This window comes from Streptomyces sp. NPDC051578, from assembly GCF_044454045.1.
Classification (GTDB): Bacteria; Actinomycetota; Actinomycetes; order Streptomycetales; family Streptomycetaceae; genus Streptomyces.
This window is the reverse complement of the sequence record NZ_JBITDH010000002.1, coordinates 464786-491134: the sequence shown is the minus strand read 5'-3', so window position 1 is coordinate 491134 and position 26349 is coordinate 464786. Positions and strand designations below refer to the sequence as shown.

Here is a 26349-nt window from a genome sequence, read left to right as displayed (position 1 = left end):
GGCGCGTCCGCCCTTGGCCGGAGGGCGCAACGGAGTCAGCAGTTGTCGCCGACCGCATCCATCTTGGATCCGAAGCGGGAACCGTAGTTGCTGCCGTAGTCGCCCTTGCGGACCGCGTGGCACTCCTTGCCCTTCGCCCAGTCGATGAAGGCGCCGGTCCTGTTGGCCCGGAAGGAATAGACGTGGTCGACGAACTTCCCCGGGAGGTCGACGTAGCCGCCCCGCCAGACGTAGAGGTCACCCGTCCCGTCCTGGAACCTCCACAAGCAGATCGCGTTGCCCGGGCATGCGGGCAGTGCCTGAGCAGGCGTCGTGGTGCCGAGTGTGGTCAGTACCGCCGCGCCGAAGACCAGCAGGCTGCGCAGGTGACGTGTCCTCATCCGTTCCTCCTCGCCGAAGCCGTTCCTCCCATCGTCCGCGCCTCGGACAAGGAGCGTGGGACAACGGGGACATCCACACGCGTTCTGCGGAAATCCATAGGATCTTCAATGGGTCCCCGCATACCGGCCACACTCGCCCAGCCGGTCAGGGCGAGTTGAAGAGACCGGTCAGGCGGGGGTGAAGAGGTCGTCCCGTGCACCGTCGAGCACGAACCCGTTGTCGAAGCGGACCCTGACCATCACGCCCGCGCCCCGCTCCTGATGGGCGGCCCACGCGGACTCCAGGGAGCCGACCTTTTCCTCCAGCTGCCTCCTGCTCTCCGGCGGCATGTCGTGGCCGAAGGAATCGAGGAGCGACTTGAGCCGCTCGTACTCGCGGACCTCCCCGCTCGGTTCCTGCTCCCCGACCACCCGGTCGACGGTTCCCTCCGTCCCCGCCGCCAGGGCGAGGAACCCGGCGACGGGCCCCGCCGCCGCTCCCTCGGCCATGACGACCGCGTCGGCCAGCCCGATGTCCACGGCCAGCTTCACCCGCCGGCCTTCCTTGAGCGTCATGGCCCTTCCCTCTCTTGATGCGCTACGGAGTGCCCCGCCCTGCGGCCGCGGCCACCGCCTGGCACCGGGCGATGGCCGGGCAGGCCGGGGGCGAGTCATTATCCGTCGCCGACCGTGCAGGCCACGCTCCCGCCCCGATCCCGTCGGCGAGGGGGCGGGCCGCCGCCCCGTCTCGCGGTGGGCTCCCTTACAGTGATCCGCCAGGCCGGCCCCTGAACGCCGCGCCGAGCGGCACCACTTACAGCGGATGAGGAGTCAGATGCCATCGACAGGAGTGTCCCGACGACGACTGATGTTCGCCGGGGCCGGCGTTGCCGTCGCGAGCGCGGCGGCGTCCGTCGCGACCGCCGCCGGTACCGCGCACGCGGAGCCCGCGGTGAACCCTGCGAAGATTCCCGACGGGGCACCGCTCATCGCGGTGGACCATCCGTCAACCCGCTGGAATCCGGCGGCCATCGTCAACGAGGACACCTCGACCACGCTGCAGGGCATCGCGTTCGACTCGGTCAACGGGCACCTGTACACCCTGCAGATAGCCGGGGCGAGCCAGGTCGCCTACCTCAAGTCGGGCAGCCAGGCTGCCATCACACCGTCCATCGGCGCCACCCAGCACGACACCTCCGGTGACCTGTGCCTCACCCGGCACGACCTGAACGGCAACGTCCTCGGTCACATGTACCTGCTGGGCTTCGGGCACGGGGTGTCGCTCGGCATCGAGCCGGCCACCGCGAGCGCACCGGCCTGCGTATGGACCGAGGCGGGCGCGGCGAGGAACGGGTACGGCCAGGAGATCGTACGGTTCCCGTTCGTGGACAAGACGGTGCTGTGGACCAGCCACCCCGCCGTGCAGAGGCTGGCGTCCCCTGACCCCGCCGCGACCTCCATGACGCCGTACGTGGACGCCGCCCGCGGGATCCTCCTCCTGCGCTACGCGCTCGGCAGCGACCACTGGTTCGCCGCCTACGACCTGGCGGCGGCTCGGACGGCAGCCGCCGACGGCTCTGCCCTGCCGGCCCCGCTCGCCCGGATCCGGCAGCCGTTCCTGCCCGAGGCGGACGCCAACGGGGCTCCGACCGCCACGGCCGCGACGTTCCAGGGTTTCGCCTCGCACGGCCGGTACGTGTACATGCTGGACGGGGAGAGCCGCACCGGCGACCCGTCGCTGCCGCTGTCGGGCGTGGACAAGTGGACCATCCACACGACCTCGATGGACCTCAACGGAGTGCTCAACGACCCGGCCACCGGCTACATCCAGCGCACGCACTCGGAGGCCGACGCGAGCGCCGACCCCCGCGAACCGGAGGGCATGGCCGTGTACACCGGCCCGGAGGGGCTGCGGCTCTGTTTCGGCATCACCAACAACTCGGCTACGGGCACGCGACAGTTCGACCTCTACTACAAGGTGTGACGCCCCGGCCGCACGGGCGGTGAGTGCGGGGCGCCGCCGCTTCCGTCGCGGCCCGATTCGCGGCGGAAGAGGGCGGTCCAGAGGAAGGGTTCGCCGAACCGGGGCGACCGGGGGCGCTCGTCCCGCATTCGGCGCAGTTCCACCTCCGTCAGAGCGGAGAAGATCCAGCGCAATGCCTCCGGGGTGTAGGCGAGACCGCCGCGCACCCGGGGCTGCCGGTAGAAGTCTCCATCGGAGACTTCGGAGCCGGCCGAGCCGATCGAGCCGACCGAGCCGGCCGCGAAGCAGGCGAGGGCGAAGTGACCGCCGGGCGCCAGGGCCTGGTCCAGGACGCCGAGGTAGCTGATGCGGCGGTGCGGCGGCAAGTGGTGGAAACACCCCGAGTCGTAGATCAGGTCGTACGGACCGCTCAGCTCGGTTCCGACGAGGTCGAAGGCGTCGCCGCAGCGGAACCGGACGTCCGTCCCCGCCTCACGGGCCCGGTCCTGCGCCCACGCGATGGCAGCCGGTGACAGGTCGACTGCGTCCACCTCGAAGCCCCGGGCAGCGAGGTACGACGCGTTGCGCCCCGGCCCACACCCCAGGTCGAGGGCCCGGCCCCCGGTGACCAGGCCGCGGTCGAGGTAGGAGACGAGGTTCTCGTCCGGCTTCGCCTCGAAGAACGGCACCGGCCGGGAACGGTCCGCGTAGAAGCCGTCCCACCAGGACGCCGCGCCGGCCGTCGAGCGATCGGCGTGCGGAGCCAACAGGCCGTCCAAGAGCCTCAGCACATCGTCCACCGTGCGTATGTTCCGGTCCATCAGGTCCCCTTTCCCCTGGGGGAAATCTTAGGTCCCGATGGCAGGAAACCGCAGGTCAGGCAGGTCCACCGGAGACCTCCCCGGCCGCCTGCCGCAGGGTTGAGGGTCGGGGGGACCCCTGTCCCCCGGAGGGCGGCGCCGGAGCGGCCAGGTCCCGCCGAGGGCCGTCAGGGGGCGGTCTGCGGCTGCTGTCGGGTGGCTTTCTGGAATGGGTTGGCGTCGGCCCGTCGACGGGACGGGCCGGGGCGGTGGGAGCGGTTGAGTACAGTCGCTGCCGGGGGTGGGTGACATGGGTGGGCGAAAGCATCCGCGTGGGTTCTGGGGGTATCCCGCATGTCTCTGGGCGACCGCGTTCGGCGGGCTCCACTTCTACTGGGCCCTCGGCGGGAGGCGCGGCCTCGGTGTGTCAGCGGGCGACGCACTGGCCGCCGAGCGGCCTCTGTGGTTCGTCGTCGCCGGGCTGTGGGGCGTCGGGGCCCTGTGTCTGGTCGGTGGCCTGCTGGGGTGGGCGCTGGCCCGCCGGCCGCTCCGAGGGCGCCGCGGGCAGCTGCTGAGGTGGGCCGGCTGGGGGGTGGCCGCGGTGCTCCTGCTGCGCGCCGCCGGCGTCGAGATCCTGCTGCTGTCCGACGTGACGCAGATGGGCGCCTCCATCAGCGACGGGCAGCGGTGGTGGACGCTGGCGCTGTGGAACCCCTGGTTCGCCGTGGGCGGCGTGGCATTCGCCTGCGCGGCCTTCAAAGCCGGCCGTTGTCCGTCCTCGTAGCGCACGGAGACCTGAGCCGCGCCGCCCCGGGGGAAGGACAGTGGCGTCCGCCTCGCGGCACTCACCATCCGATCGGCATGACGCGCGGTCCGCGCACCAGCATCTCGGTCTTCCACGTGACGTCACCGACGACCTTGAGGCCGGGGAAACGCAGGAGGAGCGCGCCCAGCGCCTCTTGGAGTTCCATACGGGCCAACTGCGCCCCCAGGCAGTGGTGGACGCCGTGGCCGAAACCGAGGTGCTGGTTGGACGGGCGCTGGATGTCGAGGACCCCGGGGGCGGTGAAGCGCAGCGCGTCGCGGTTGGCGGCGCCGGTCGCGACCAGCAGCGGGTCTCCGGCTTTGACGAGGGTCCCGCCGACCTCGATGTCCTCGGTGGCGTACCGGGCCTGGCCGGCGCCGCTGCCCAGCGGTACGAACCGCAGCAGCTCCTCCACCGCCGTCGCGATCAGGGCGGGGTTCTGCCTCAGCAGGGCGAGCTGGTCCGGGTGGTCGAGCAGGGTGAGGACGAAGTTCGGGATCTGGGAGGCCGTGGTTTCGTGCCCGGCCACCAGGACCGCGACGCACAGGTCGATGAGCTCCAGTTCCGAGAGCCGGTCGCCGTCGCTGTCCCGGGCCTCGATGAGCGCCGTCATCAGGTCGTCCTGCGGATCGCGGCGGTGCTGTTCGATGAGTCCGGCCATGTACGCACGCAGTTCCTCGCGGTTGGCTTCGAACTCCTCGGCCGTCAGCGAGCTGGTCGAGAGCGCGGCGTCGCTCCATACCCGAAAGCGCGGGCGGTCCACGACCGGCACGCCCAGCAGGCGGCAGATCACGGCGACGGGGATGGGCAGCGCGTAGCGGTCCACGAGGTCGACGGGGGGCCCGGCCGCCTCCAGTTCGTCGAGCAGCTCGGCGGTGAGCGCGCGCACCTGGGGGCGTAGCCCCTCGACCTGCCGGACGGTGAACGCCTTGGCCACCAGGGACCGGAGCCGGGTGTGGTCGGGCGGGTCCATGCCGAGGATCCCGCTGTCGGTGCGGCCCTCGGACTGGCGGGGTTCGTCGTGGGAGCTGCCCGCCGCGCGGCTGAAGCGGGCGTCGCCCAGCACGAGGCGGGCGTCCGCGTATCGGGTGACCAGCCAGGCGGGTTCTCCGTAGGGCATCTGCACGCGTAACAGGCCGGGCTGGGCGCGTACGCGCTCGTACTCCTCGGCGAGCTGGAGCCCCTCGGCGGTGTTGAAGGGGTAGGCGAGGGCGGTGGTGCCGGTGTTCGTCATTTCGGCCTCCGGACGCGGGTTGTAAGCAGCTGCTTACAACGTAGGACGCGCGGTCGGGCGGGTCAACGACCGTTTGTGGCCGTTATCCTGACGGGCCTTCGCCCCCCGAGAGGACCATCAGCGTGGACGAATCCCCCCGGCCGCAGCCCGCGGAGCACCCCCGCAACGCCGCGGCCACCCGCCTCAGGCTGCTCGAAGCCGCAGGTGACCTGTTCGCCGAACGGGGATATGAACGCACCACGGTCCGGGCAATAGCCGAGCGCGCCGGAGCCAACCAGGCGCTCCTGTTCCGCTACTTCGGCTCCAAGCACGGGCTGCTGACGGAGGTCGTCGCCCGCGGCGGCCTGGAGCAGCTGCACGCCACCGCGCCGGAGGACCTGTTCGAGACGGCGCTGCGTTCGCTGCTGACGCGCAGCGCCGCGGGGACCGACCGCTCCCTGGAGGTGTACCTGCGGTCCGTCGGGCGGGGTGATGAGGCGAGCGGGACGCTGCGGGAGCTGGGCGGGGCGTACCAGAAGGTGCTGGCCGGGCTCTCCGCGTCCGATGACGGGGCCCTGCGCGCCGACCTGGCGATGGCCTGGCTGCTGGGCATCGGCCTGATGCGGACGGTCGCCCCCCGCGAGCCCCTGGCCGGCGCCGATCCGGACACGGTGTGCCGGCTCGTACTGGCCGCCCTGGACGGTTTCTGGAGCGCGCCGGCGGACGGGCCGCGCCGGGACGAGGACGGGTCGGGCAGGGCCTAAGACGATCCCAAGGAGCAGGGTGCTCCGGCCCGGGCCGGGGAGCGGCGCGCTCCGGCCCCCGTGGAGACCGCGCCTCAGACGCCGACCGCTTCCTCCATCTCCTCCTCTTCCGGCTCGGCAGCAGGCGCCTCACCGGCGGTGCGACGGCGTTCTGCGAGTCCGGCCGCGGCGGTGAGCGCCAGCCCCAGCAGCAGCCAGAGGACGAGGGTGGCCACCTGGCGGGGCAGGCCGTCGCTGCCGAAGTAGACGAGGCTGCGCAGGCCGTCGACGTACCCGGCGCCGTTCCAGAAGGCGTGCAGCGATCCGAAGAAGCCGTTCTGGAGCTCGGGCCGGAACAGTCCCCCGGAACTGGTGAAGTTGAGCATCACGAAGAGCACCATCATGGCCAGCGTCGTCCAGCGCTTCAGGAACGTGTGCAGTCCCACTCCGATGAAGAGGATGCCCGCGGAGTAGAGCCAGCTCAGGCCCCAGACGCCGGGGAGGCCGTGGTGGGCGAGGTGGAAGACCGGCCCGGCGAGCAGGGCGCCGATCGCGCTGACGACACCGGAGACGCCTACGACGAGCAGGGCGCGGGCGCGCATGCGCAGTGCGGCGCCCGCACCGCCCAGGACCGCCACCGAGGCGTAGGAGCCGATACTGACCGCGACGAGCAGGAAGAACAGGCCCTGGCCGGTCGGGTCGTCGGCGACGGTGCCGGCGACGTCGGTCACCTTGAGCGGCATGCCCTGCCGGGCGGCGACCGGAGTGAAGATCTTCTCCGCCACGGTGGCGCTGGTGTCGGAGGCGGCGGTGGCGACGATCAGTTCGGGGGCCGTGTCACTCGGGACGTAGGCGCCTGCGATGCGGCGGCCCTTGAGCTCGTCGACGGCGTCGGCGCGGTGGGTGAGCGTGCGTACGTCGAGTGCCTCGCCGGCGCCGTCCTTGAGCGTCTGGGCGAGGACCATCGCGCGGGGCCCCTCGCCGACGACGGCGACCGGCAGGTGGTGGGGCTCCGGCTGGACGAAGGCTCCCATGTAGGCGAGGCCCATGCCGAGGCACATCAGCAGCGGGGTCAGCAGATGGGTGAGGACGTGGCGGAGCGCGGGGTCCGCGGCGTGGTGGTGTGCGGATGTGCGACCGGACATGCGACAGGACCTCCGGTGTCGGCTCGGGCGGCGGGCGGGGCCCGGCAACCGCTCCAATAGTTGGCATATACAACTTCCCTTTCGGTTGTACTATACAACTACACAGAGAGGAGTCGCCGTGACCACGGACACATCGGACACCCCCCGCCCCGGCGACGAGCGCCGGGCGGCAGCCGTCGACACGATCCAGCGCGAGATGACCGCGTTCGCCCGGCGGGCCCGGTCCGCAGCCGCACGGATGCACCCGGAGCTCTCCCTGGTGTCGTTCACCCTGCTCAGCCATCTGGAGGAACGTCACGGCTGCCGGGCCTCCGACCTCGCCGCCCACTACGCGCTGGACAAGTCGACGGTCAGCCGCCAGGTGGCCGCGCTGGAGCGGGCCGGGCTGGTGGTGCGGCGCACCGACCCGGAGGACCATCGGGTACACGTACTGGAACTCTCACCCGCGGGCGCCGCGACCCTGGCGAGGACGGTCAGGGAACGGCGGGCGATGTTCGACGAGCGGCTCGCGGACTGGCACCCCGACGACCTCGACCGCTTCGCCGCGTATCTGCTCCGCTACAACGAGCACCCCGCGCCCCTGCCGGGAATACCGCCCGGCAATTAGTTGCTAAATACATCGGAACTCGTGCTACCCCAGGAGAAACGCATGTCGGACCAGCCCTCGGAAAAGCCCGCGGACGTCGTCGCGCGGCTGCGCGCCGCCTTCGACACCGGCCGTACGAAGTGCCTGGCCTGGCGCACCGGTCAGCTCGAAGCGCTGCGGACGCTGCTGACCGAGCGGGGTGACGAGCTGGCCGCCGCGCTCCACGCCGACCTCGGCAAGAGCCGGGCGGAGGCCTACCGCACCGAGATCGACTTCACCGTGCGGGAGATCGACCACACCCTGGAACACCTGGCCGAATGGCTGCGGCCGCAGCCGGCACCTGTACCCGAACGGCTCGCTCCCGCCGTCGCCCACACCGTGCAGGACCCGCTCGGCGTGGTGCTCGTCATCGCCCCTTGGAACTACCCCGTCCAGTTGCTGCTCTCCCCGGTCGTCGGCGCGCTTGCCGCCGGCAACTGCGTCGTGGCCAAGCCCAGTGAACTGGCGCCCGCCACCTCGCGCGCCGTCGCCGACCTCCTGCCGCGCTACCTGGACAGCGAGGCGGTGGCCGTCGTGGAGGGCGCGGTGGCCGAGACCACCGAGCTGCTGGCCCAGCGCTTCGACCACATCTTCTACACGGGCAACGGCCGGGTCGGCCGGGTCGTCATGCGGGCCGCCGCCGAGAACCTCACGCCCGTCACGCTCGAACTCGGCGGCAAATCGCCCGCCTTCGTCGACCGTGACACGGACCTGGGCGTCGTGGCGGCCCGGCTGGCGTCCACCAAGTTCATGAACGCCGGCCAGACCTGTGTCGCGCCGGACTACGTACTGACCGACCCCGAGACCGCCAGGGAACTGGAGAAGGCCCTGGCCGAGGCCCTGCGCGCGATGTACGGCGACGATCCCGCGACGTCGCCGGACTACGGCCGGATCATCAACGAGCGCCACTTCGACCGGCTGACGGGCCTGCTCGACTCCGGCCGCACCGTCACCGGCGGCACCCATGACCGCGCCGACCGCTACATCGCCCCGACCGTCCTGGCCGAGGTGGCGCCCGACTCCCCCGTCATGCGCGAGGAGATCTTCGGCCCGATCCTGCCCGTGGTCGAGGTCGCCGGACTCGACGAGGCCATCGCCTTCATCCGCGACCGGGACAAGCCCCTGGCCCTGTACGCCTTCACCGAATCCGACACCACGCGCCGGCGCCTGACCCGGGAAACCTCCTCGGGCGGCCTGACGTTCGGACTGCCGGTGGCCCACCTCACGATTTCCGACCTGCCCTTCGGCGGCGTGGGGGAAAGCGGCATGGGCAGTTACCACGGCCGCTACTCGCTGGAGACGTTCAGCCACCGCAAGGCCGTTCTGGACAAGCCCCTGAGCTGACGGCGGGTCCACCCCGCCCGTGCGTCCGGCGGATCCGGCCGGATGGACGGGCCGAGCCGGGGCACCAGGGTGGGCATGGCTGTCCTTCGAAAACTCGCCCGCCCCATGCTGGCCGCCCCGTTCATCACCGGCGGACTGCACACCCTGCGCCGCCCCGAAGCCGTGGCGGAACTCGCCCAACCCGTCGCACGGGCGGTCGGGAAACGCATCCCGGCGCTCGCCGGGGACCCGCTGAAACTGGTACGCGTCAACAGCGCGGTCCAGGCCGGAGCGGGCCTGCTGTTCGCGACCGGGCGGGCGCCGCGCCTGGCCGCGCTCACGCTGGCCGCCACCCTGGTGCCGACCACCCTCATCGGCCACGCGTTCTGGACGGTGGAGGACCCGGAGGAACGGGCGCGGCAGCGCGCCCACTTCCTGACGGACCTGTCCGCGCTGGGAGGGTTGCTCATCGCCGCCGCGGACACCCACGGCAAGCCCTCGCTCGCCTACCGGTCCCGGCACGCGCTCGACCACCGGCATCCGGTGCGGGCCGCCCGCCGCTCGGTCGAGGCGGCCGCGGCGCGTACGGCCGTCCGGCCGTAGCGACCGGCGGTCACGGTCAGGGGCGGCGGCCCCAGGCGGAGATCATCGGGGCGGTGGCCAGGTCCAGCCGTCCCGCGGCGACATTCGCCAGATGGCGGTCGATCTCCTCGTCGGTGGCGAGCCCCTGCTCCACGAGGCGCTGCCGGATCTGCCGGACCGTGGCCTCCTCCAGCACGGCACACGCCGGCGAGGTGATCGGGAAGTGGGCGTCGGCCTGCACGTCGGCCAGCCCTGCTTCGCGCAGCACCCTGGGCAGGGTGCGGCCGTAGGCGAGGTCCGCGCCGCGTGCGGCCATCAGGGTACGGAATCCGGACCGCAACCGGTTGGCGAGGCGCTGTTCGGGGCCCGACTCGTCGGGGCACAGCAGCGGTTGCAGTGCGGGGTCCGCGTCCTCCAGGAGCAGCCGGCCGCCCGGGCGCAGCGCCCTGACCATCGTGCGCAGCGCCTCGGCGCGGTCCGCGAGGTGCACCAGTACCAACCGGGCATGGACCAGGTCGAAGCCGCCGGGCGGCGGCGGGTCGGCCGTCACGTCGTGGGTCTGCACCTCGATCACGCCGCCGGCGATGTGGCGCATCCAGGAGACGTCGATGTCGGTGGCGAGCACCGTGCCCGTCGGGCCGACCCGCTCGGCCAGTCCGAGGGGAACGGAGGGACCGCCGGCGCCGATCTCCCAGCACCGCATGCCCGGGCCGATGCCGAGGCGGTCGACGTGCCGGAAGGTCACCGGGTCGAACAGCTCGGCGAGGGCGCCGAAGCGGACGCCCGCCTGGGACTGCCGGTTGTCCAGCAGGTAGCCGCGTTCGGCGTCGTGCTCAGCCATGCCGTGATTGTGGCAGACCGCGCCGGACGGCCGGCTCGGGGCACGTCAGCCGACCTGGCGGCGCACCAGGTCGTGGAAGGGACCGTCCGTGTCGGCGAGGAGTTCGGCGGGCGCCCCCTGCTGGATGATCCGCCCCTCGGACATCACGATCACCCGGTCGGCGTCCATGATCGTGGACAGCCGGTGGGCGATCACGATGCGCGTGCAGCGCTCGGCGCGCGTGGACTCGATGACCACCCGCTGGGCCGCGTTGTCCAGCGCGCTGGTCGCCTCGTCCAGGAAGAGGATGCGCGGTTTGCGGATGAGCGCCTGGGCGATCATCAGCCGTTGGCGCTGGCCGCCGGAGACGGTGCCGCCGCCGTCGGACAGTACCGTGTGCATGCCCATCGGCATGGCCTTGATGTCCTCGGCCAGGCCCGCCCGCGCGGCCGCTTCCCAGGCCTCCTCCAGCGAACACGTCTCGGCGCCGCCGATGCAGTCGAGGATCGAGCCGGACAGCGGCTGGGCGTTCTGCAGGACGACTCCGCACTGGCGGCGTACGGCCGCCCGGTCGAGCGCCGCCAGGTCCTGGCCGTCGTAGAGCACGCTGCCGGAGGCGGGCGCGTCGAAGCCGATGAGCAGCCGCAGCAGGGTCGACTTGCCGCAGCCGCTGGCCCCGACGACCGCCACGAACTCCCCGGGCCGCACTTGGAGCGACACGTCGTCCAGGACGAGAGGGCCGTCGTCGGCGTACCGGTAGGAAAGGTTCTTCACCTCGATGGCTCCGCCGAGCGTCCCCGGCCGGATGCCGGAGCTGCGCACCTCGGGGCTCGCCTCCAGGAGCGGCTTGACCTCTTCGAACATCGGCTGCACGGCGGCGGCCGACAGGAGCGCGCCGGTCAGCTGCGTCACCGCGGAGAGCATCATCGTCACGGCGGTGCTGAAGGTGAGGAACCCGCTCGCGGACATGCTGCCCCGGGCCGGGCCGGCCAGCAGCATGAACATCACGAGCGAACAGATCGGCAGGCAGACCGCGTTGAGGACGGTGACGGCGTTCTTGATCCGGCCGATGCGCTGCTGTAGCTCGCGGGTTCGGGCGAACTCTCGCGCCCAGGCGGCGTAGGCGAAGCTCTCGGCGGCGGCCACGCGCAGTTTCGGCAGGCCGCGAAGGGTCTGGAACGCCTGGTTGCCCAGTTTGTTGCCGAGTTTGACCAGCCGTCGCTGGTAGCGCAGTTGCCACAGCCCCAGGCCCAGGAACACGGCGGCGATCACGAGCAGCATGGCGAGCGCCGCCAGCGCCAGCGGCACGCTGTAGACGAGCAGCAGGACGAGGTTCATCACGGCGACCGCGGACGCCTGCACGGACACCGCGCCGATGCCGGACACCGCGCGGCGGATGGCACTGATCCCGAGGGCGGCGCCGGCCAGTTCGCCGGTGGAGCGGCCCGCGAAGAAGGTCACCGGCAGCCGCAGCAGCCGGTCCCACACGGCGGGCTGCAAGGTGGCTTCGATGCGGCCCTCGATGCGCAGCACGCTGATGTTCTGGAGCAGCATGAACGCGGCCGACACGGTGCTCGTCGCGATGAGCGCCATGGCGCTCTGCACGATGAGGCCGCCTTCGCCCTGGGGGACGTACGTGCCGAGCACCCGGCCGGTGGTCAGGGGCACGAGAGCCCCCAGCACCACCGCGACGAGGCCGCCGAGGACCAGGCTGCGCAGGTCGCGCCCCGTACCGCGGACGGCGAAGCGGACCAGCGCGGTCAGGCTCGGCTTGCCGTCGGGCAGCGGCCGGCACAGCATCACGGCGCCGGGTTCGAAGGCGGCGGCGTGCGCCTTGCCGACGCGTTCGCGGGTGCCGGTGGCGGGGTCGACGGCCGTGTATCCGCCGCGCCGCCACAGCAGCGCGACCGGCGCCCGGTCCTCGGCGCGGCGGCCCACCAGGGGCCCGCTGTTCTCGCGCCACCAGCGGCCGGCGAGCTTGACGGGCCGGATACGGATCCGGGAGGCGAGGGCGATGCGTTCGAGGGGGTCCGTCCCCTCGGAGGCGGGGGCCGCCGCGCCCGGTTCGGTCAGCGTGATGCCTGCGTCCCGGGCGACCAGACGGCACACGGCGAGAGTCGCGTCGTCGCTCGCGGGCCGGTGGGGGCGGGCGCCCCTGCCGGTGCGGCCGATGGAGGCGAGCAGTGCCCGGTCCGCCTGTGTGCGGGCCGCCTCGCCGGCCTCGATGCCGGCGGCCGTGCGGTCCTCGTGGGCCTGCTCCAGTTGCTCGATCCACCGGTCCAGGGCGTACAGCAGCCGGTACTGCTGGTCGACCATGCCCTGCCACATCGTCCCGTCGACGAGGAGGGCGCCGGCCATGCCGTGGCCCTCGTACGCCGCCCCGTACTGCACGCTGCCCGGGGTGATCTGCATCCACAGGACGTCGTCGTCACGGCCCGGGCCGGTGCTGGTCCGGCTCTCCAGCGGTGCCTGGTACAGCACGCGCAGGCCGCGGCCGACACCGAGCGCGAACGCCTCTTCGAGGGGGCTCAGGGTCCCGCCGGCCAGGCCGTACCCGTACCCGCCCTGGTCGGCGTACCACCCCCAGGACCCGTCCTGCGGGCCCGCGCCCGCGTGTTCGGGACGCAGGAGTTCGCGCAGCTCGATGCGGCGGAGCCGGCAGCCGTGCACGGGCCTGCCGACCAGGGTGTGCACGCAGCCGTCGGCCGGGCCCAGCAGCAGGGACCCCTCCCCCAGCCGGCCCAGGAAGTGCCAGTGCCCCTCCAGCGCGGCGTCGACGGCGAACAGGTCCAGCGCGCCGTCCTCCACGAGCCACAGCACGAGCGGACCCTCCAGGGAGAGGCTGCGCAGGCCCGTGCAGTCGACGGGGGAACCCACGGCGGCGAGGGCGGCCACGACGGGGTCGGGCGCGGCCTGCGTCTGCCAAGTGGTGGTCACTCAGTGCTCCTTGACCAGTGCGGCGTACGCGCCCTGCCGGGCGAGCAGCTCCTCGTGCCGCCCGCGTTCCACGACCGTTCCCCGGTCCAGTACGACGATCTCGTCGCTGTCGCGCACCGTGCTCAACCGGTGGGCGATGACCACGCAGGCGCAGCCGCGGCGGCGCAGGCTGTCCATGACGGTCCGTTCGGTCGCCGCGTCCAGGGCGCTGGTCACCTCGTCCAGGACCAGGACGCTGGGGCGGCGCACCAGGGCGCGGGCGATCTCCAGGCGCTGGCGCTGGCCTCCGGAGAAGTTGCGGCCGTCCTGCTCGACGCGGCTGTGGATGCCGCCGGCGCGGCAGGCGACCACGTCGTACACGGCGGCGTCCCGCAGCGCCGCGATGACGGCCTCGTCAGGGATGGAGGGGTCCCACAGGGCGACGTTGTCGCGGACGGTTCCCTCGAAGAGGAAGACGTCCTGGTCGACGAAGGAGACGGAGGCCGCGAGGGCTCCGCGCGGGATGTCCTCCAGCCGCATCCCGTCGATGCGGATGGCGCCCTCCCAGGGGGCGTGCAGGCCGGACATCAGCCGCGAGACGGTGGACTTGCCGCTGCCGGAGCCGCCGACGAGCGCGACCTGCCGTCCGGGGCCGACGGTGAGGGAGAAGTCCTTGAGCAGCGGGGCGTCGAGGGAGTTGTAGCCGAAGGTGACGTGCTCCAGTTCCACGTGGCCCTTGAGGCGCCGGGTCGCGGCGGGGGGTTCACGGCGCGAGTACAGGGGGTCGACGGGGAAGTTCTCGACGTCCTTGAGCCGGGCCACGTCGGCCGCGAAGTCCTGGATCCGCCCGGCGACACCGCCGAGCCGCGTGATGGGGGCGGTGAAGCTGGTCACCAGGGCCTGGAAGGCGACGAGCAGGCCGACCGAGAGGTGCCCTTCCACCGCCCGCAGGCCGCCGATCATCAGGATCAGGGCGCTGTTGAGCGCGGCGAGGGTGGGCGCGACGATCGCCAGCCACGCGCTCGGCACCCCGAGCCGCTGCTGCACGTCGAGGGTGACGGCGTGCTGGCCGGCCCAGCGGCGGAAGAAGCCGTTCTCGCCGCCGGTGGCCTTCATCGTCTCGATGAGCTGGAGGCCGCTGTACGAGGTGTTGGTGAGACGGGCGTTCTCCGCGCGCAGCTTCTGGGTGCCGGTGGCCCGCAGCCGGATCACGATCCGCAGGGCCACCAGGTTCAGCAGCGCCATCAGCACGCCGACGAGGGTGAGCCCGGGGTCGTACGTCCACAGGAGCACGGCGTAGAGGACGACCACCACGGCGTCGACCCCGGCGGCGGCCAGGTCCCGGGCGAGGGTTTCGGCGACGGCGTCGTTGGACTGGAGGCGCTGCACCAGGTCGGCGGGGTTGCGTTGGGAGTAGAACGTGACCGGCAGCCTCAGCAGGTGCCGCAGGAAGCGGGCGCTGCCGAGGGTGGAGGAGATGATGCGCCCGCGCAGCAGGTTGGCCTGCTGGAGCCAGGTGAGGACCGCCGTGAGGACCAGGGCCACCGCCATGGACGCGAACAGCACTGCGAGCAGGGAGGTCTGCTCCCCGATCAGGAACATGTCGATGTACGTGCGGCTCAGCGCGGGCACCGTCGCGCCGACGGCCACCAGCAGGAGGCTGGAGACCACCGCGGCGAGCATCGAGGCGGACGTGCCGCGCAGCCGGGCGGGCAGGGCGCCCAGGACGCCGGGCTTGCGGCCGGAGCGGCGGAAGCCGGCGCCGGGTTCGAAGGTGAGCACGACGCCGGTGAAGCTGGTGTCGAACTCGTCCATCGGTACGAACCTGCGCCCCTTGGCGGGGTCGTTGACGTACACGCCCCTGCGTCCGAAGCGGCGGCCCATGCCGTCGTAGACGACGTAGTGGTTGAACTCCCAGAAGAGGATGGCCGCGGGCCGCACCCCGGCGAGCGCGGCGAGGTCCATCTGCATGCCCTTGGCCTGGAGGCCGTAACCGCGGGCGGCCCGTAGGAGGTTGGCGGCGCGGGATCCGTCGCGGGAGACGCCGCAGGCGATGCGCAGTTCCTCCAGGGGGACGAAGCGGCCGTGGTGGCCGAGCACCATGGCGAGGGCGGCGGCGCCGCACTCGACGGCTTCCATCTGGAGCACGGTGGGGGTGCGCACGGCGCGGGGGGTGCGGCCCTTGGGGGCGGGCGCGGGTTTGCGGCGGGAGGAGCGGTGGCCGGGGGTGGTCGTGGGGGTGGTCACGGGAACAGCCAATCGACGGGGCGCTGTACGGAGAGGTGGACGGCGCCGGTGACCGGTGTCGTGGAGTCGAGGGCGTACGGGGGGCCGTCGGTGGAGGACCACAGGTAGCCGGACCTGGTCCGGGCGGTGCGTTCGAGCTGGACGAGGACCTGGACGGGGTTGCCCTGCGCGGTGAACTGTTCGGCGAGCCGGCCGTCGCCGAGGAACCCGGCGACCTGCGCGGGGGTCTGGGCCGTGCGGCCGACCTCTTTGACGCGGCCGCGCAGTACTCCGTAGCGCTGCTGCGGCACCGACTGGACGGTGAGGTCGACGGTGGCGCCGACGGGTACGGCCGCGCCGCTCGCGGCGGGTACGTACAGCACCGCGACCAGAGGGTCGTCGGGGTTCTTGACGCGTTCCAGGGTCGCCACGTCGGCGCCGGTCGTGACGACGGCTCCGACCCTTGCGACCAGGGCGGTGACGCGTCCTCCCGCTACCGCGCGTACGGTCCGCTCGCCCTGCTCGGTGCTGACCTGGAGCAGCGGCGCGCCGGGCGCGAGCAGCTGGCCCTCCTTGGCGTGGACGGCGGTGACCTGCCCGGCGAAGGGGCTCTGCAACAGGTAACTGCCTTCGGCGCGGGTGAGGATGCCGGGTGCGCTCAGTTTGGAGGACACGGATCCGGTGAAGCCCCAGATGGCGGCGGCCGCCATGACGAGGACCGTGACGGCCAGGACGAGCCGGCCCTGCGGTCGGGCGAACCGCACGGGGAGATCGAGCTCTTCGGGCGACTGCAGCTTGGACAGCGCCTTTTGACGGAACTGCACGGACTCGGACTCTTCCCTCTACTGCCTTCGGCTCACTACGACCGGCTTCGTGACGGTTCGTCACACGGGGTGAACCCCGGAACAGGACGCGTTCCGGGGTTCACTGGTCCAGCCGGACCGGACTGCTCAGAGACCGGCGACACCCGCGCGGACGCCGACGATGCCCTCGACCTGGCCGGGGAGGGCCAGCGCGCCGTGGACGGTCTGGAGGGAGGTCACGGCGCCGAGCACGTGCTGGACGTCGCCGGTCACACCGCCGAGGAGGCCGCCGCCGAGGGCGATACCGCCGGAAACGGCGTCCAGCTCGTCGTCGGCGATCTCGCGGGTCTCGATGTCGTTACGCATAGGGGCGCACCCTTCGTTCGTCTTGGTTCTTGATGGGGGTATGGGCAGACCGCGACAAGGCGGTCCGACCACCTGCGCGAGGGCCTCGGCCGGCGTTGGACGCCGCTTCCGAAACCGCTGCGGTGCGCCGATGTAAGCACGCCAACGGGTGAGGGGGCGAACCGTGTTGACGCACTCGGGCGGGCGGATCCGGCGTCGCGCGGGAAGGTTTTTCCAATCACCCGGCGGATCATCACACCCCCTTCACAAGATCGAGTAACACATCTGCGTGAGGCGTTCCTTACGAAGGACATATGGGATATCAAGGGACTAAACGTCTCACCTATTTCCGGCATATCGCCCGGCAGCGTAAAGGGAGTCATCCACTCCACTCTCACCGTGTGAAGATTTCGTCGCGTCGACGGTGGGCGACGGGTGCGTCACGCAGTGCGCACGTCCCGGGTGGCCGGACACAGGTCACCGGACCGCCGGGGGTCGCTCGGGACGTAGGCCTTTGCCGGCGCAGATCCACACGACCGGACGGACCGCACCCGCGCGGTCGACGGCGGCTCCGCGCACCCGGCCGTCGTCTGCGACGGCGTACGCGGCGGTGAAGCCGCTCGGCGCCAGAACGCCGGCAGGGTCGTCGGTGCCCGGCAGGCCCGGCGCGTACGCACGGTCCCCGTAGGGGACGCTCCACACGAGCGCGGCCGTCTCCAGGCTCCGGGTGGGCCAGTAGCTGCTCGCGATCCGGCCCGACGCGTCGATCGCCCAGGCCCTGTAGTAGTCGTAGTCATCGCCGGCCGGGTGACGGCCCCCACGCTGCCCCCGGTGGCCGCCGGCCCCGGGCACCGCGGCGTGCGGCGGGCCGGGGCGCACACGGGTGATCGCGCCGTCGGGGGGTAGCCGCGACATGAAACGGCGGGCACGTCCCGACGGGGACCTTCGTCATGGCGGCCCGCGCCGTACGGACACCAGGGGAAAGGCAGGGTGACCCGGCAATGACCACGACAGAGCGGCCGGCCCACACCACCGACGACTCGGTGGGCGTGCTGGTCTCGCGCGCTTCCCGGCAGATCTCGGAGCTGGTCCGCGAGGAGATGCGGCTGGCCCGGGCGGAGATGACGCAGAAGGGGAAGCGCTTCGGCAAGGGCGGCGGCCTCTTCGGAGCGGCGGGGCTGGTCGGGGTGCTGGCCGCCCAGGCCCTGCTGGCCACGTGCATCGCCGCGCTCGCGCTGGTGCTGCCCGTGTGGGCCGCGGCGCTCATCGTCACCGCGGTGCTGGGAGCGATCGCCGCATGCATGGCCGTGGCGGGGAAGAAGCAGATCGCGAAGGCCGGCACGCCGGCGCCCGAGCAGACCATCGACAGCGTCAAGGCCGATGTGGCCGAGATCAAGGAGAAGGCACACCGATGACCGACGAGACCCGTACCCATATCGGCACGCCCACGCCCGAGGAACTGCGCGACCAGATCGAGCACACCCGCGACGAGCTCGGACAGACGATCGAGGCGTTGGCGGCCAAGGCCGACGTCAAAGCACAAGTGAAGGAACAGGCCGCGGAGAAGGCAGCCGTGGTCCGCGAGCAGGTGCGGGCGAAGGCCGGACGGGCCGCACAGCTGGTGAAGGACAAGACGCCCGTCCCCGTTCAGGACAAGGCGGGCAAGGCCGCACTGGCGGCCGGTGCGGCTCTGGTGGTCTTCCTGCTGGTGCGTCGCATCCGGCGGCGCAGGTGAACGGGTCCGGGGCGGCCTGATGCCCCCGGCTCCGTGAGTGAGGCCCGGAGTGAGGCCCGGCGGGCTCACGGAGTGGGGGAATCACCCGGACGGGGAGGGTCAATGGCCGTCGCCGGGGCACACGAGAGGCATGCCCGGAGAACACGCACGTCCTACGAGCACCCTGCTCCGTTCAGCCCCCGCCTCCCACGCCGCCTTGCCGACGCCCGGAGGCAGGCACTCCCGCCGCGAGACGTTCGCCGCCCGGCTGCGCCGCAAACTGCGCGCCTACCGTGAGATCGAGTTCCTGTCCTCCGGCGGCCCCGGGAACCCCGGCACCGGCGAGGAGTGCCTGCTTCTGGTCCATGTCCGCAAGGTCGTGGGCGAGATCCACTACCGGATCTGCTCCACCTGCGCCGAATCGGTGATCACCAGTCTCGATATCGAGGAGCACTTCCGCGCCGCCGGACTCGGCATCAGGGCGCTGTGCCACCTCCGCTCCCGCCACCCGGGAACGACTTGGCGCAGCACCCCGCGCCTGCGGGGCACGAGCGACCTTCTGCGCCGGATGCGCATCCCGGTCGCCTCCGCGGAGGTGCCCTGCCTCCACTTCCACGCCGCCGCGACGTCCTGACGCGAGGTCAGGCGCGGCGGCGGAAGGTCTCGGCCGCCGCGGTGTTGGCCGTCACGACCGCGGCCCACGCGCCCGCGGCGGCGTGATGGCCGAGGGCGTACAAGGCGGCGGCGCTGCCGCCCAGCACCAGGGCTTTGACCGCCAGAACTCCGGCCGGCGGCAAAGAGAACCGGGCCTTCGGCGCGGCGAACAGGCCCCAGAGCGCCACGGCGAAGGCCAGACATCCCGCGCCGAGCAGCACGCCGGCCACACCGCCACCGCCCGCCCGGTAGCCCCACCATGCGAGGATCGCCAGGGCCGCCAACTCGACCAGGAACGCGAGCGCTTCGTTGGCCATGAACCAGGGCCGACCATCACCTCCGGGAAGACCCGGTTTCCGCTCGGCCATGTGCACCCTCACTCCCCCGCCGGCTCCTCGAAGCCGGAGGATACCGGCACCGGCGAACCGTCCGCCGCCGAGGCGGCGTACCCTCCCTTTCCGCCCACCACCCCGCCACCTGTACTGACCAGCTCCACCAGGGAGATGCTGGTCTTCGACCTCATCGCCGGCCAGGAGAAGGGTCAGGGCGGCCGGCCCCCGATGTCCGGCGGAGAGGGTGCGCGCTACAAGAGGTTTTCCGTGCAGCCCAGTGACCCGGTGCTGCGGATGGCCCTGCAGGTGCTGAGTGAGGACTTCCGCTACCCCCTCTCGCCCGGGAAGGTGCTGGAGTTCCAGAAGCTGTTCGACCCCGCGGCCAAGACCCCGGCGGGCGTCCTGATCGAAGCCCTGCGCAAGCTCACGCCGGGCGGTCTGCTCAAACCGGACATGCTCGGGCTCCAGTCATACGGTGAGCTCGCCATGGAGGAGGTGGAGGTCGGCACCCGCAAGGGCGGACTCGCCACGTACAAGGAACTCCAGATCAAACTGTCCATCCTGGAGGACCCCTGCGCCGTCCGGATGCGCCTGGAACTGGCTCGGATGCAGCGCTCCTTCCAGGTCGGCGTCCGGGCCAGCACATGGCGGCTGCATCCCGCGCTGATGCTGCTGCCGCTGCCCCTGCACATCGACACCACGAGCCGGAAGGGCGTGGTGTCCGACCGGCTCTGCTTCTGGCCGACCAGTCGGGCCCGCTTCAACGAGTACCCGCGGCCGGAGACCGGCCGCCCGGGCTATGACGGCCTGGTCCTCTACCACGTGCACCGGGCGGCGTTCGACAGCTCCTTGATCCCGAAGAGCGTCAGGGAGCGGATGAACCAGGCGGTACGGGAGTGGGCGCGCAAGCAGCGGGCGCCGGGTCCCACCCTGGTGCCGGAACTGGTCACGGTGATGCAGGCGGACCGGCGGCTCTTCCCCAAGGACGGCGAGCTGTTCCTCGCCGGCCTCGGCGCGACGGCCCTGCTGGCGCTCTTCGTCTGGGTGGCCGTCGAGGCGGGGGTGATCGCGGGACTGGCCGCCGCCGGCCAGGAGGGGCTGTCCGCCCTGGCGGCGGCACCCGCGGTGCTCGCGAAGGCGGTCGTCTCGATGGCGGAGTTCAGCCGGGCCTTCCTGGCCGTGGCCACCCAGCTGGCCTTCACCGTCCCGCCCCGGGCCACCCCCTGACCGGTCGGTCCTCGGCGTGGCCGGTGCCCGTTGCCCGCTCGGCACCGGCAAGGTGGAAGTCCTGTCCGGCACGCCCTGGAAGACTGTGGGAAGGCAGGTCCGGCCGTGGAGCCGAACGAGATCATGGAAGTCCTGAACCGTCCGATGAGCCGGGAACTCCTGGCACGCAACCTGACCCGCCTGGCCTACGTCGCCAAGGACGGCACGCCCCGGGTCGTTCCGATCGCCTTCGTCTGGAACGGCTCGGAAGTCGTCATGTGCACAACCAAAAACGCCCCGAAACTACCGGCGCTGCGCCACAACCCGGCGGTCGCCCTGACGATCGACACCGAGGTCCACCCGCCCAAGATCCTCCTCATCCGCGGCCGCGCCGAGCTGGACGTCGTCGAGGGCATCCCGGACGAGTACCTCCAGGCGAACGGCACCTCCACGATGACGCCCGAGCAGCGCGCCGAGTGGGAGGCGAACGTCCGCTCGCTCTACGACGGCATGGTCCGGGTCGTGGTCACGCCGACGTGGGCGAAGCTGATCGACTTCGAGACCACCCTCCCGAGCGCGGTCGAGGAACTGGTCCGCCGGCGCGACGAGCGGGCATGAGAGAACCGACTCCAGGCCGAGGACGTGTTCAACACCGGCCATGACAGCGCGGCCGGCGCGAACAGCTGACGGCGACGGAGCGCGACGCCCCCCTGCCGCACGGAAGGGGGGCGTCGCCTTTGCGCCACCTCCCCGGGCTGTGGGTTGGCTGTGAAGCGACGCACGGGAGGGGGCTTGGGTGCGGGAGGAGTGCCGACAAGTTCTATATTCGTACGAACCATCCACGCGCGGCCCTGCTGCGGTGAGCAGGGGGGACGATAGCGATGGCCGAAACCGAGGCCGGCGCGGGCACCCGGGCGGAATCCCGGAGCAGCCGCAAGGTGCGCCGCAAGGCCCAGAACCGCAGGCGCCTGGGCATAGCCGCGGCCGTGGTCGCCCTGGGCGGGGCCGCCGCCACCGCGTACGCCGTCACCCTCGGGGGTGCCGCGGGCTCCGCCCGGAGCGACGCCAAGCTCGCCGGTCCGGGGTCGGCCGCTGACAAGGCCGCGGCCGCCAAGGGCCCGGAGCAGCCCTGGGACGGCAAGGTCAAGGTGCTCGGGGACGGCTCCACCTCGTACACCGGGCCGCAGCCGGGACAGCTCAAGCCGGAGCGGCTCAAGCCGGGCGAGAAGCCGCCGCAGTTCGTGGTCTTCTCCTGGGACGGCGCCCTGGAGGGCGACGACCACCTCTTCTCCCACTTCCGCCAGGTGGCGCAGGAGAGCAAGGCCCACATGACCTTCTTCCTCACCGGCATATACCTGCTGCCGGACAGCAAGAAGACGCTCTACCACCCGCCGCAGCACAACGCCGGCGCGGCCGCCATCTCGTACCCGACCGTCCCGCACGTGAAGTCCACGCTCACGCAGCTGCGCGGCGCCTGGGCCGACGGCGACGAGATCGGGTCGCACTTCAACGGCCACTTCTGCGGGCCCAAGGGCGGCGGGGACTGGAGCCCCGCCGAATGGAAGAGCGAGATAGACCAGACGTATTCCTTCGTCAAGAACTGGAAGACCAACACGGGGTTCACCAAGGAGGCGCCGCTGCCCTTCGACCCGGACCGGGAAGTGGTCGGCGGCCGTGCGCCCTGCCTGGAGGGCCAGAAGAACCTGCTGACCGCCATCAAGCCGTACGGGTGGCGCTACGACGCGAGCTCCGCGGGTGACTTCCAGCTGTGGCCGTCCAAGCCGGACGGCATATGGAATTTCCCCCTCCAGCTCGTGCCCCTCCAGGGCAAGGAGGTGCAGGTCCTGTCGATGGACTTCAACTTCCTCTACAACCAGTCGGGCGACAGCACCCAGGGGGACCCGGCGAAGTTCGCCGCGTGGCAGGCGCAGACCCGCGCCTCCTACCTCAACGGCTTCAACCGCGTCTACAACGGCAGCCGGGCGCCTATGTTCATCGGCAACCACTTCGAGGACTGGAACGGCGGCATCTACATGAAGGCCGTCGAGGACGTGATGAGGGACGTCTGCCCGCGCCAGGAGGTGCGCTGCGTCTCGTTCAAGGAGCTGGCGGACTGGCTCGACGCCCAGGACCCGAAGGTCCTGGCCCAGCTGCGGATGCTCGACCCGGCGCAGGCCCCGGACTGGACCGCGCTGATCAAGTAGCCGTGCCTCGGCGAGCCGCCGGGTCCCGGCGGCCCCTACGTCACCGCCTTGACGTAGTCGGCCCACAGGTGCAGCGCCCGGTCGCTGCCGGGCGTGTTCGGCGTGTCGCCGCCCAGTCCCGTCAGCGGCAGCGGCACCAGATCGGTCAGCGCCATCCGGTAGACCACCACGGCGGTGGTCTCGCTCTCGGTGCTGCCCACGAACCAGCCCGCCGTGTTCGCGGCGGTCGTTCCCGTCTTGCCCGCCGTGCCGGGGTGCGCCTTGGCCGCCGCCTTCGCCGATCCCTCGGTGACGGCGGACCGCAGGGCGTCCGTCACCGCGCGGGCCGTCGACGCCTTCACGGCCCGGGTGGGCTTCGGCCCGTCCAGCGGCAGTGCGGAGCCGTTGCGGGTGACAGAGCGCACCGAGTAGGGGTCGGTGTGCATGCCGCCGGCGGCGAAGGTCTCGTAGGCGCCGGCCATCCGGATCGCGCTGGGGGTGGAGTTCTCACCGAGGGCGAACGCGGGGATCCGCGGCCCGAGGCTCGATCCGAGCAGGCCCGAGCGCTCGGCGAGCGAGTCCACCCGGTCGAGGCCGACGTCGAGGCCGAGCTGCAGCATCGGGGTGTTCACGGAGTCGGCGACGGCCTGGCGCAAGGTCACCGGGCCCCAGCTGCGCCCGCCGTCGTTGCGTCCCTTCACCACCTTGCCGCTGCGGTCCCAGTACGGGCCTTCGGGCGTCTGGACGGTCACCTGGTCGTTGCCGTCGTACGTGGTGGAAGGCGAAACCGGAGTACGGGGCTTGCCCCGCGCGCGCAGCACCCCATCCTCCAGCGCGGCGGCGTAGACGAACGGGGTGAACGCCGTGCCGGCCGGGATCGTCGTCGCGTTCGACTCGTTGAAGCCCTGCTTGAGGTAGTCGGGGCCGCCGTACACGGCGAGCAGTCTGCCGTCGGGGGCGACGGTCGCCGCGCCGATCTTGGCGTTCTTGTCGGTGTCGGGCCGCCGTTCGGCGTCGAAGTCCTTCTGCGCGTCGTGGACGGCGGCGGTCAGGGCCGTCATACGGGCCTTGTCGAAGGTCGTGTAGATCTGGTAGCCGCCGAGGTCGAATTCGGCGTCCGGGATATGGCCGGTTTTGACCGCGTACGCCTTGGCGAGCTCGACCAGGTACCCGGTCTGGGCGCCTGGCGTGCCGGGCAGGGAGGCGCCCGTGGGCTCGGGGAACTTCGTGTAGCCGGCCCGCTCGGTGGGCGAGAGCTGACCGGTGTCGACCATGCGGTCCAGGATCCACGACCAGCGTTCGACGGCCCGCGCGTGGTTCTCCTTGCCGAGCGCCGGGTCGTACAGGCCGGCGCCCTTGAGGAGGGAGGCCAGGAAGGCGCCCTCGCTGGCGTTGAGCTGCGAGACGTCCTTGCCGTAGTAGGCCTGGGCCGCGCGCTGGATGCCGTAGGTGCCGCGCCCGAACCAGCTGGTGTTGAGGTAGTCCTGCAGGATCTGCTTCTTGCTCGTCTGGTTGTCCAGCTTCACGGCGAGCAGGATCTCGGTGAACTTGCGGGACAGGGTCCGGTCCTGGCTGAGGTAGGCGTTCTTCACGTACTGCTGGGTGATGGTGGACCCACCCTGGGTCTCGCCGCCCGTCACGGCGGCGCGCAGGGCGCGCAGGACCCCGGACGGGGAGACTCCGGGATCCGAGTAGAAGCTGGCGTTCTCCGCGGCGAGCACGGCTCCCTGGACCTTGGGGGGCACCTTGTCCAGCGGCATCTCCTGGCGGCTGACCCAGCCGGTGCGGGCCATCGTGGAGCCGTCGGCCCAGTAGAAGACGTTGTCCTGCTGCCGGGCGAAGGAGTTGAGGTCGTCGGGTATGTCCGTGGTGGCGTACGCGAGGCCGACGAAGGCGGTGAGCCCTGTGAACAGGTACAGGCAAGCACCCAGCCATTGGCGCCAGGAGGGTATCCACCGCCGCCAGCCGCTGCGGCCGGGCCTGGGGTAGGCGGGTCGCAGGCGCCGCAGCAGCGCACGCGCCACGGCGGCGGCCGGTGCCAGGGCGGCGAGCCGGCCGGCCCCTGCCCGCTTGAGGGCGGCCAGGCGCCCGGCGCCCGCCTTCGGGCGGCGCCGCGCCCCGGACGCGGCGCCCCGGCGGCCGGACGTGGCACCCCCACGGCCGGACGTGGCGCCGCCCGTGTCCCGCGCGGCCGCCCGCCTGTTCCGCGATCGCCCGTTACCGGCCGGATCCTGCCTGTCCACTCGGAATGCTCCCTGTGCCGTGCCCTCCCGGACACCCTAGATGCACTTGCTGTGAGACCGGCAAGCGGAGTCGGACTACCCCGCAAACAGGGCGTTCGGGACTGGCTGGCGGAGGTGAAACGGAACGCGACGAAAGAGTCGCCCAGTTGTGCGAAGATGCCCTCCCCCGGTTCGTGCGTACCGGGTGACAAGGGGAAACACAGTGATACCTAAGAGGTTCAGGCCCGCCGCCATTGCGGCCCTGACCGTAGCCCTGGCGTCCGGGAGCATGCTCGCCTACTCCGCGAACGCGGGTACCGGCCCCGAGGCTGCCGATCGTGCCACTTCGGACACCTTCGCCCGCATAGCCGACGACGTGCTCTCGCAGCGCACCCAGGCGCTGGTCGAAGACCAGTCAGGTCACCACAATTCCGGGCACACCCCCGCGAAGACGCGGCTGTCCGCCCAGTTGAAGAAGGACGAGGACGCGGCGGTCGCGTCGCTCCGGTCCCGCAAGACGCGGCTCGCGGAGCTCGGCGAGGCCTACACGGGCGCCGACACCCGGGTGGCCGTCGACCGCGCCACGGTCACCGGCGGCAAGGCGACCGTCCAGGTCACCGAGCAGACCACGCTCACCTACAAGAAGGTGCGCGGGGACGAGCCGGCCACCACCGACTTCCGGACGCGCTACGAGCTCACGCTCAGCAGCAAGAAGGGCGGTGCCTGGGAGCTGACCTCGATCAAGTCCCAGGAGAACGGCCCCGTGGCGGTCAACGAGCCGGTCGCGGCCACGGCGAACGTCGTCAAGGACGACGGCAACCAGTACCCGGACGGCACGCCCGCGTCCACCAAGTACCCGGCGCCGGCCAAGCCGAAGGCGAAGACCGGCGGCACCTACGACTACGCGGCCATGGCGAGCTACGCGGAGAAGTACTGGAGCAACTACAACCCCTCGTACCGCAAGTTCACGGGCGCCGGGGGCGACTGCACCAACTTCATCAGCCAGGCGCTCAAGGCGGGTGGCTGGAAGGCCGTTCCGGGCTCCACCTCGGACTACCGCAACTGGTGGTACGACGGCACCCGCCAGTCCGACTCGTGGGTCGGCGCGAACGAGTGGGCGTGGTTCACGCTGTCCAACCAGCGGGCCGCGAACCTGGCCAACGTCTACCAGACGGACGTCGGTGACATCGTGCAGGTGGACTTCAACAGGGACGGGTCCAAGGACCACTCCATGATGGTGACGTACCGCAGCAGCGCGGGAATGCCGTACCTCACCTACCACTCCACCAATACCTACCGGAAGTCCCTCGCGAGCATCATCGCGTCGTACCCGAACGCGGTGTACTACGCGTACCGCACCTGACGGGTGC

The 26349-nt window shown here is 71.7% G+C and carries 26 protein-coding genes; 13 read left to right on the top strand and 13 right to left on the bottom strand.

From position 1 onward, the window contains the following. Nucleotides 1-35 precede the first annotated feature (35 nt). Nucleotides 36-380, bottom strand: coding sequence for a peptidase inhibitor family I36 protein (locus ACIA6C_RS13260; RefSeq protein WP_399275257.1), 345 nt, complete (start codon nt 378-380; stop codon nt 36-38). Between the two features lie 168 nt (nt 381-548). Continuing rightward, nucleotides 549-935, bottom strand: coding sequence for a hypothetical protein (locus ACIA6C_RS13255; protein WP_399275255.1), 387 nt, complete (start codon nt 933-935; stop codon nt 549-551). Nucleotides 936-1194: 259 nt separating this feature from the next. On the opposite strand from ACIA6C_RS13255, the gene ACIA6C_RS13250 reads away from it, so the two are divergent. Further along, complete coding sequence (locus tag ACIA6C_RS13250; RefSeq protein WP_399275253.1) at nt 1195-2343, top strand: hypothetical protein; 1149 nt, start codon at nt 1195-1197, stop codon at nt 2341-2343. Here the strand turns inward: ACIA6C_RS13250 and ACIA6C_RS13245 are convergent. Further along, nucleotides 2331-3143 carry a class I SAM-dependent methyltransferase gene (locus ACIA6C_RS13245; protein ID WP_399275251.1) on the bottom strand — a complete coding sequence of 271 codons (813 nt, stop codon included), beginning with the start codon at nt 3141-3143 and terminating at the stop codon, nt 2331-2333. The genes ACIA6C_RS13250 and ACIA6C_RS13245 overlap by 13 nt on opposite strands. Nucleotides 3144-3432: 289 nt before the next feature. Here ACIA6C_RS13245 and ACIA6C_RS13240 point away from each other — a divergent pair, with 289 nt between their 5' ends. Further along, nucleotides 3433-3906 (top strand): DUF3995 domain-containing protein, encoded by a 474-nt coding sequence (locus ACIA6C_RS13240; protein ID WP_399275249.1) that lies wholly within the window; start codon nt 3433-3435, stop codon nt 3904-3906. 61 nt (nt 3907-3967) lie between these two features. Here ACIA6C_RS13240 and ACIA6C_RS13235 read toward each other — a convergent pair whose 3' ends face one another. After that, the gene (locus tag ACIA6C_RS13235) at nt 3968-5161 is read right to left on the bottom strand and encodes a cytochrome P450 (protein WP_399275247.1); all 1194 of its coding nucleotides are present in this window, start codon (nt 5159-5161) and stop codon (nt 3968-3970) included. Nucleotides 5162-5283: 122 nt separating this feature from the next. Here ACIA6C_RS13235 and ACIA6C_RS13230 point away from each other — a divergent pair, with 122 nt between their 5' ends. Further along, entirely contained in the window at nt 5284-5904 is a 621-nt protein-coding gene (locus tag ACIA6C_RS13230) for a TetR/AcrR family transcriptional regulator (protein WP_399275245.1), read from the top strand. Between the two features lie 74 nt (nt 5905-5978). Here ACIA6C_RS13230 and ACIA6C_RS13225 read toward each other — a convergent pair whose 3' ends face one another. Beyond that, nucleotides 5979-7028, bottom strand: a complete 1050-nt coding sequence (locus tag ACIA6C_RS13225; RefSeq protein WP_399275243.1) for a hypothetical protein — start codon at nt 7026-7028, stop codon at nt 5979-5981. Between the two features lie 196 nt (nt 7029-7224). Between ACIA6C_RS13225 and ACIA6C_RS13220 the strand changes: the two genes are divergently transcribed. The 3 genes from ACIA6C_RS13220 (at nt 7225) to ACIA6C_RS13210 (ending at nt 9579) form a co-directional block, all read left to right on the top strand. After that, nucleotides 7225-7635, top strand: a complete 411-nt coding sequence (locus ACIA6C_RS13220) for a MarR family winged helix-turn-helix transcriptional regulator (protein WP_399276215.1) — start codon at nt 7225-7227, stop codon at nt 7633-7635. A 42-nt stretch (nt 7636-7677) separates the two neighbouring features. Further along, nucleotides 7678-8997, top strand: a complete 1320-nt coding sequence (locus ACIA6C_RS13215) for an aldehyde dehydrogenase family protein (RefSeq protein WP_399275241.1) — start codon at nt 7678-7680, stop codon at nt 8995-8997. 75 nt (nt 8998-9072) lie between these two features. After that, complete coding sequence (locus ACIA6C_RS13210) at nt 9073-9579, top strand: DoxX family membrane protein (RefSeq protein ID WP_399275239.1); 507 nt, start codon at nt 9073-9075, stop codon at nt 9577-9579. 16 nt (nt 9580-9595) lie between these two features. On the opposite strand, the gene ACIA6C_RS13205 is transcribed toward ACIA6C_RS13210, so the two are convergent. The 6 genes from ACIA6C_RS13205 to ACIA6C_RS13180 form a co-directional block, all read right to left on the bottom strand. Next, complete coding sequence (locus ACIA6C_RS13205; protein ID WP_399275237.1) at nt 9596-10399, bottom strand: methyltransferase domain-containing protein; 804 nt, start codon at nt 10397-10399, stop codon at nt 9596-9598. A gap of 45 nt (nt 10400-10444) precedes the next feature. Further along, nucleotides 10445-13315: an NHLP bacteriocin export ABC transporter permease/ATPase subunit gene (locus ACIA6C_RS13200; protein ID WP_399275235.1), complete on the bottom strand. Its 2871-nt coding sequence runs from the start codon at nt 13313-13315 to the stop codon at nt 10445-10447. Then, complete coding sequence (locus ACIA6C_RS13195) at nt 13316-15433, bottom strand: NHLP family bacteriocin export ABC transporter peptidase/permease/ATPase subunit (RefSeq protein ID WP_399276213.1); 2118 nt, start codon at nt 15431-15433, stop codon at nt 13316-13318. It abuts the gene before it with no gap. A gap of 104 nt (nt 15434-15537) precedes the next feature. After that, nucleotides 15538-16344, bottom strand: coding sequence for an HlyD family efflux transporter periplasmic adaptor subunit (locus ACIA6C_RS13190; RefSeq protein WP_399275233.1), 807 nt, complete (start codon nt 16342-16344; stop codon nt 15538-15540). A 126-nt stretch (nt 16345-16470) separates the two neighbouring features. Beyond that, complete coding sequence (locus tag ACIA6C_RS13185; protein WP_361135310.1) at nt 16471-16689, bottom strand: hypothetical protein; 219 nt, start codon at nt 16687-16689, stop codon at nt 16471-16473. Between the two features lie 456 nt (nt 16690-17145). After that, nucleotides 17146-17583 carry a hypothetical protein gene (locus tag ACIA6C_RS13180; protein ID WP_399275231.1) on the bottom strand — a complete coding sequence of 146 codons (438 nt, stop codon included), beginning with the start codon at nt 17581-17583 and terminating at the stop codon, nt 17146-17148. An 86-nt stretch (nt 17584-17669) separates the two neighbouring features. On the opposite strand from ACIA6C_RS13180, the gene ACIA6C_RS13175 reads away from it, so the two are divergent. The 3 genes from ACIA6C_RS13175 (at nt 17670) to ACIA6C_RS13165 (ending at nt 19016) form a co-directional block, all read left to right on the top strand. After that, complete coding sequence (locus ACIA6C_RS13175; RefSeq protein WP_399275229.1) at nt 17670-18083, top strand: phage holin family protein; 414 nt, start codon at nt 17670-17672, stop codon at nt 18081-18083. After that, nucleotides 18080-18403 carry a DUF3618 domain-containing protein gene (locus tag ACIA6C_RS13170; RefSeq protein WP_399275227.1) on the top strand — a complete coding sequence of 108 codons (324 nt, stop codon included), beginning with the start codon at nt 18080-18082 and terminating at the stop codon, nt 18401-18403. The genes ACIA6C_RS13175 and ACIA6C_RS13170 overlap by 4 nt, the downstream gene beginning before the upstream one ends. Before the next feature lie 196 nt (nt 18404-18599). Continuing rightward, nucleotides 18600-19016, top strand: a complete 417-nt coding sequence (locus ACIA6C_RS13165) for a hypothetical protein (RefSeq protein WP_399275225.1) — start codon at nt 18600-18602, stop codon at nt 19014-19016. Nucleotides 19017-19023: 7 nt separating this feature from the next. Here the strand turns inward: ACIA6C_RS13165 and ACIA6C_RS13160 are convergent, their stop codons facing one another. Next, nucleotides 19024-19353: a YrdB family protein gene (locus tag ACIA6C_RS13160; protein WP_399275223.1), complete on the bottom strand. Its 330-nt coding sequence runs from the start codon at nt 19351-19353 to the stop codon at nt 19024-19026. 186 nt (nt 19354-19539) lie between these two features. On the opposite strand from ACIA6C_RS13160, the gene ACIA6C_RS13155 reads away from it, so the two are divergent. The 3 genes from ACIA6C_RS13155 to ACIA6C_RS13145 all read left to right on the top strand — a co-directional run bounded on the left by ACIA6C_RS13155 (nt 19540) and on the right by ACIA6C_RS13145 (nt 22778). Further along, nucleotides 19540-20595: a hypothetical protein gene (locus ACIA6C_RS13155; RefSeq protein ID WP_399275221.1), complete on the top strand. Its 1056-nt coding sequence runs from the start codon at nt 19540-19542 to the stop codon at nt 20593-20595. 105 nt (nt 20596-20700) lie between these two features. Beyond that, entirely contained in the window at nt 20701-21192 is a 492-nt protein-coding gene (locus tag ACIA6C_RS13150) for a pyridoxamine 5'-phosphate oxidase family protein (RefSeq protein ID WP_399275219.1), read from the top strand. 263 nt (nt 21193-21455) lie between these two features. Further along, nucleotides 21456-22778, top strand: a complete 1323-nt coding sequence (locus ACIA6C_RS13145) for a hypothetical protein (RefSeq protein WP_399275217.1) — start codon at nt 21456-21458, stop codon at nt 22776-22778. A 35-nt stretch (nt 22779-22813) separates the two neighbouring features. On the opposite strand, the gene ACIA6C_RS13140 is transcribed toward ACIA6C_RS13145, so the two are convergent. Continuing rightward, nucleotides 22814-25000 carry a transglycosylase domain-containing protein gene (locus tag ACIA6C_RS13140; protein WP_399275215.1) on the bottom strand — a complete coding sequence of 729 codons (2187 nt, stop codon included), beginning with the start codon at nt 24998-25000 and terminating at the stop codon, nt 22814-22816. A gap of 268 nt (nt 25001-25268) precedes the next feature. Between ACIA6C_RS13140 and ACIA6C_RS13135 the strand changes: the two genes are divergently transcribed. Next, entirely contained in the window at nt 25269-26342 is a 1074-nt protein-coding gene (locus tag ACIA6C_RS13135) for an amidase domain-containing protein (RefSeq protein ID WP_399275213.1), read from the top strand. Nucleotides 26343-26349 lie beyond the last annotated feature (7 nt).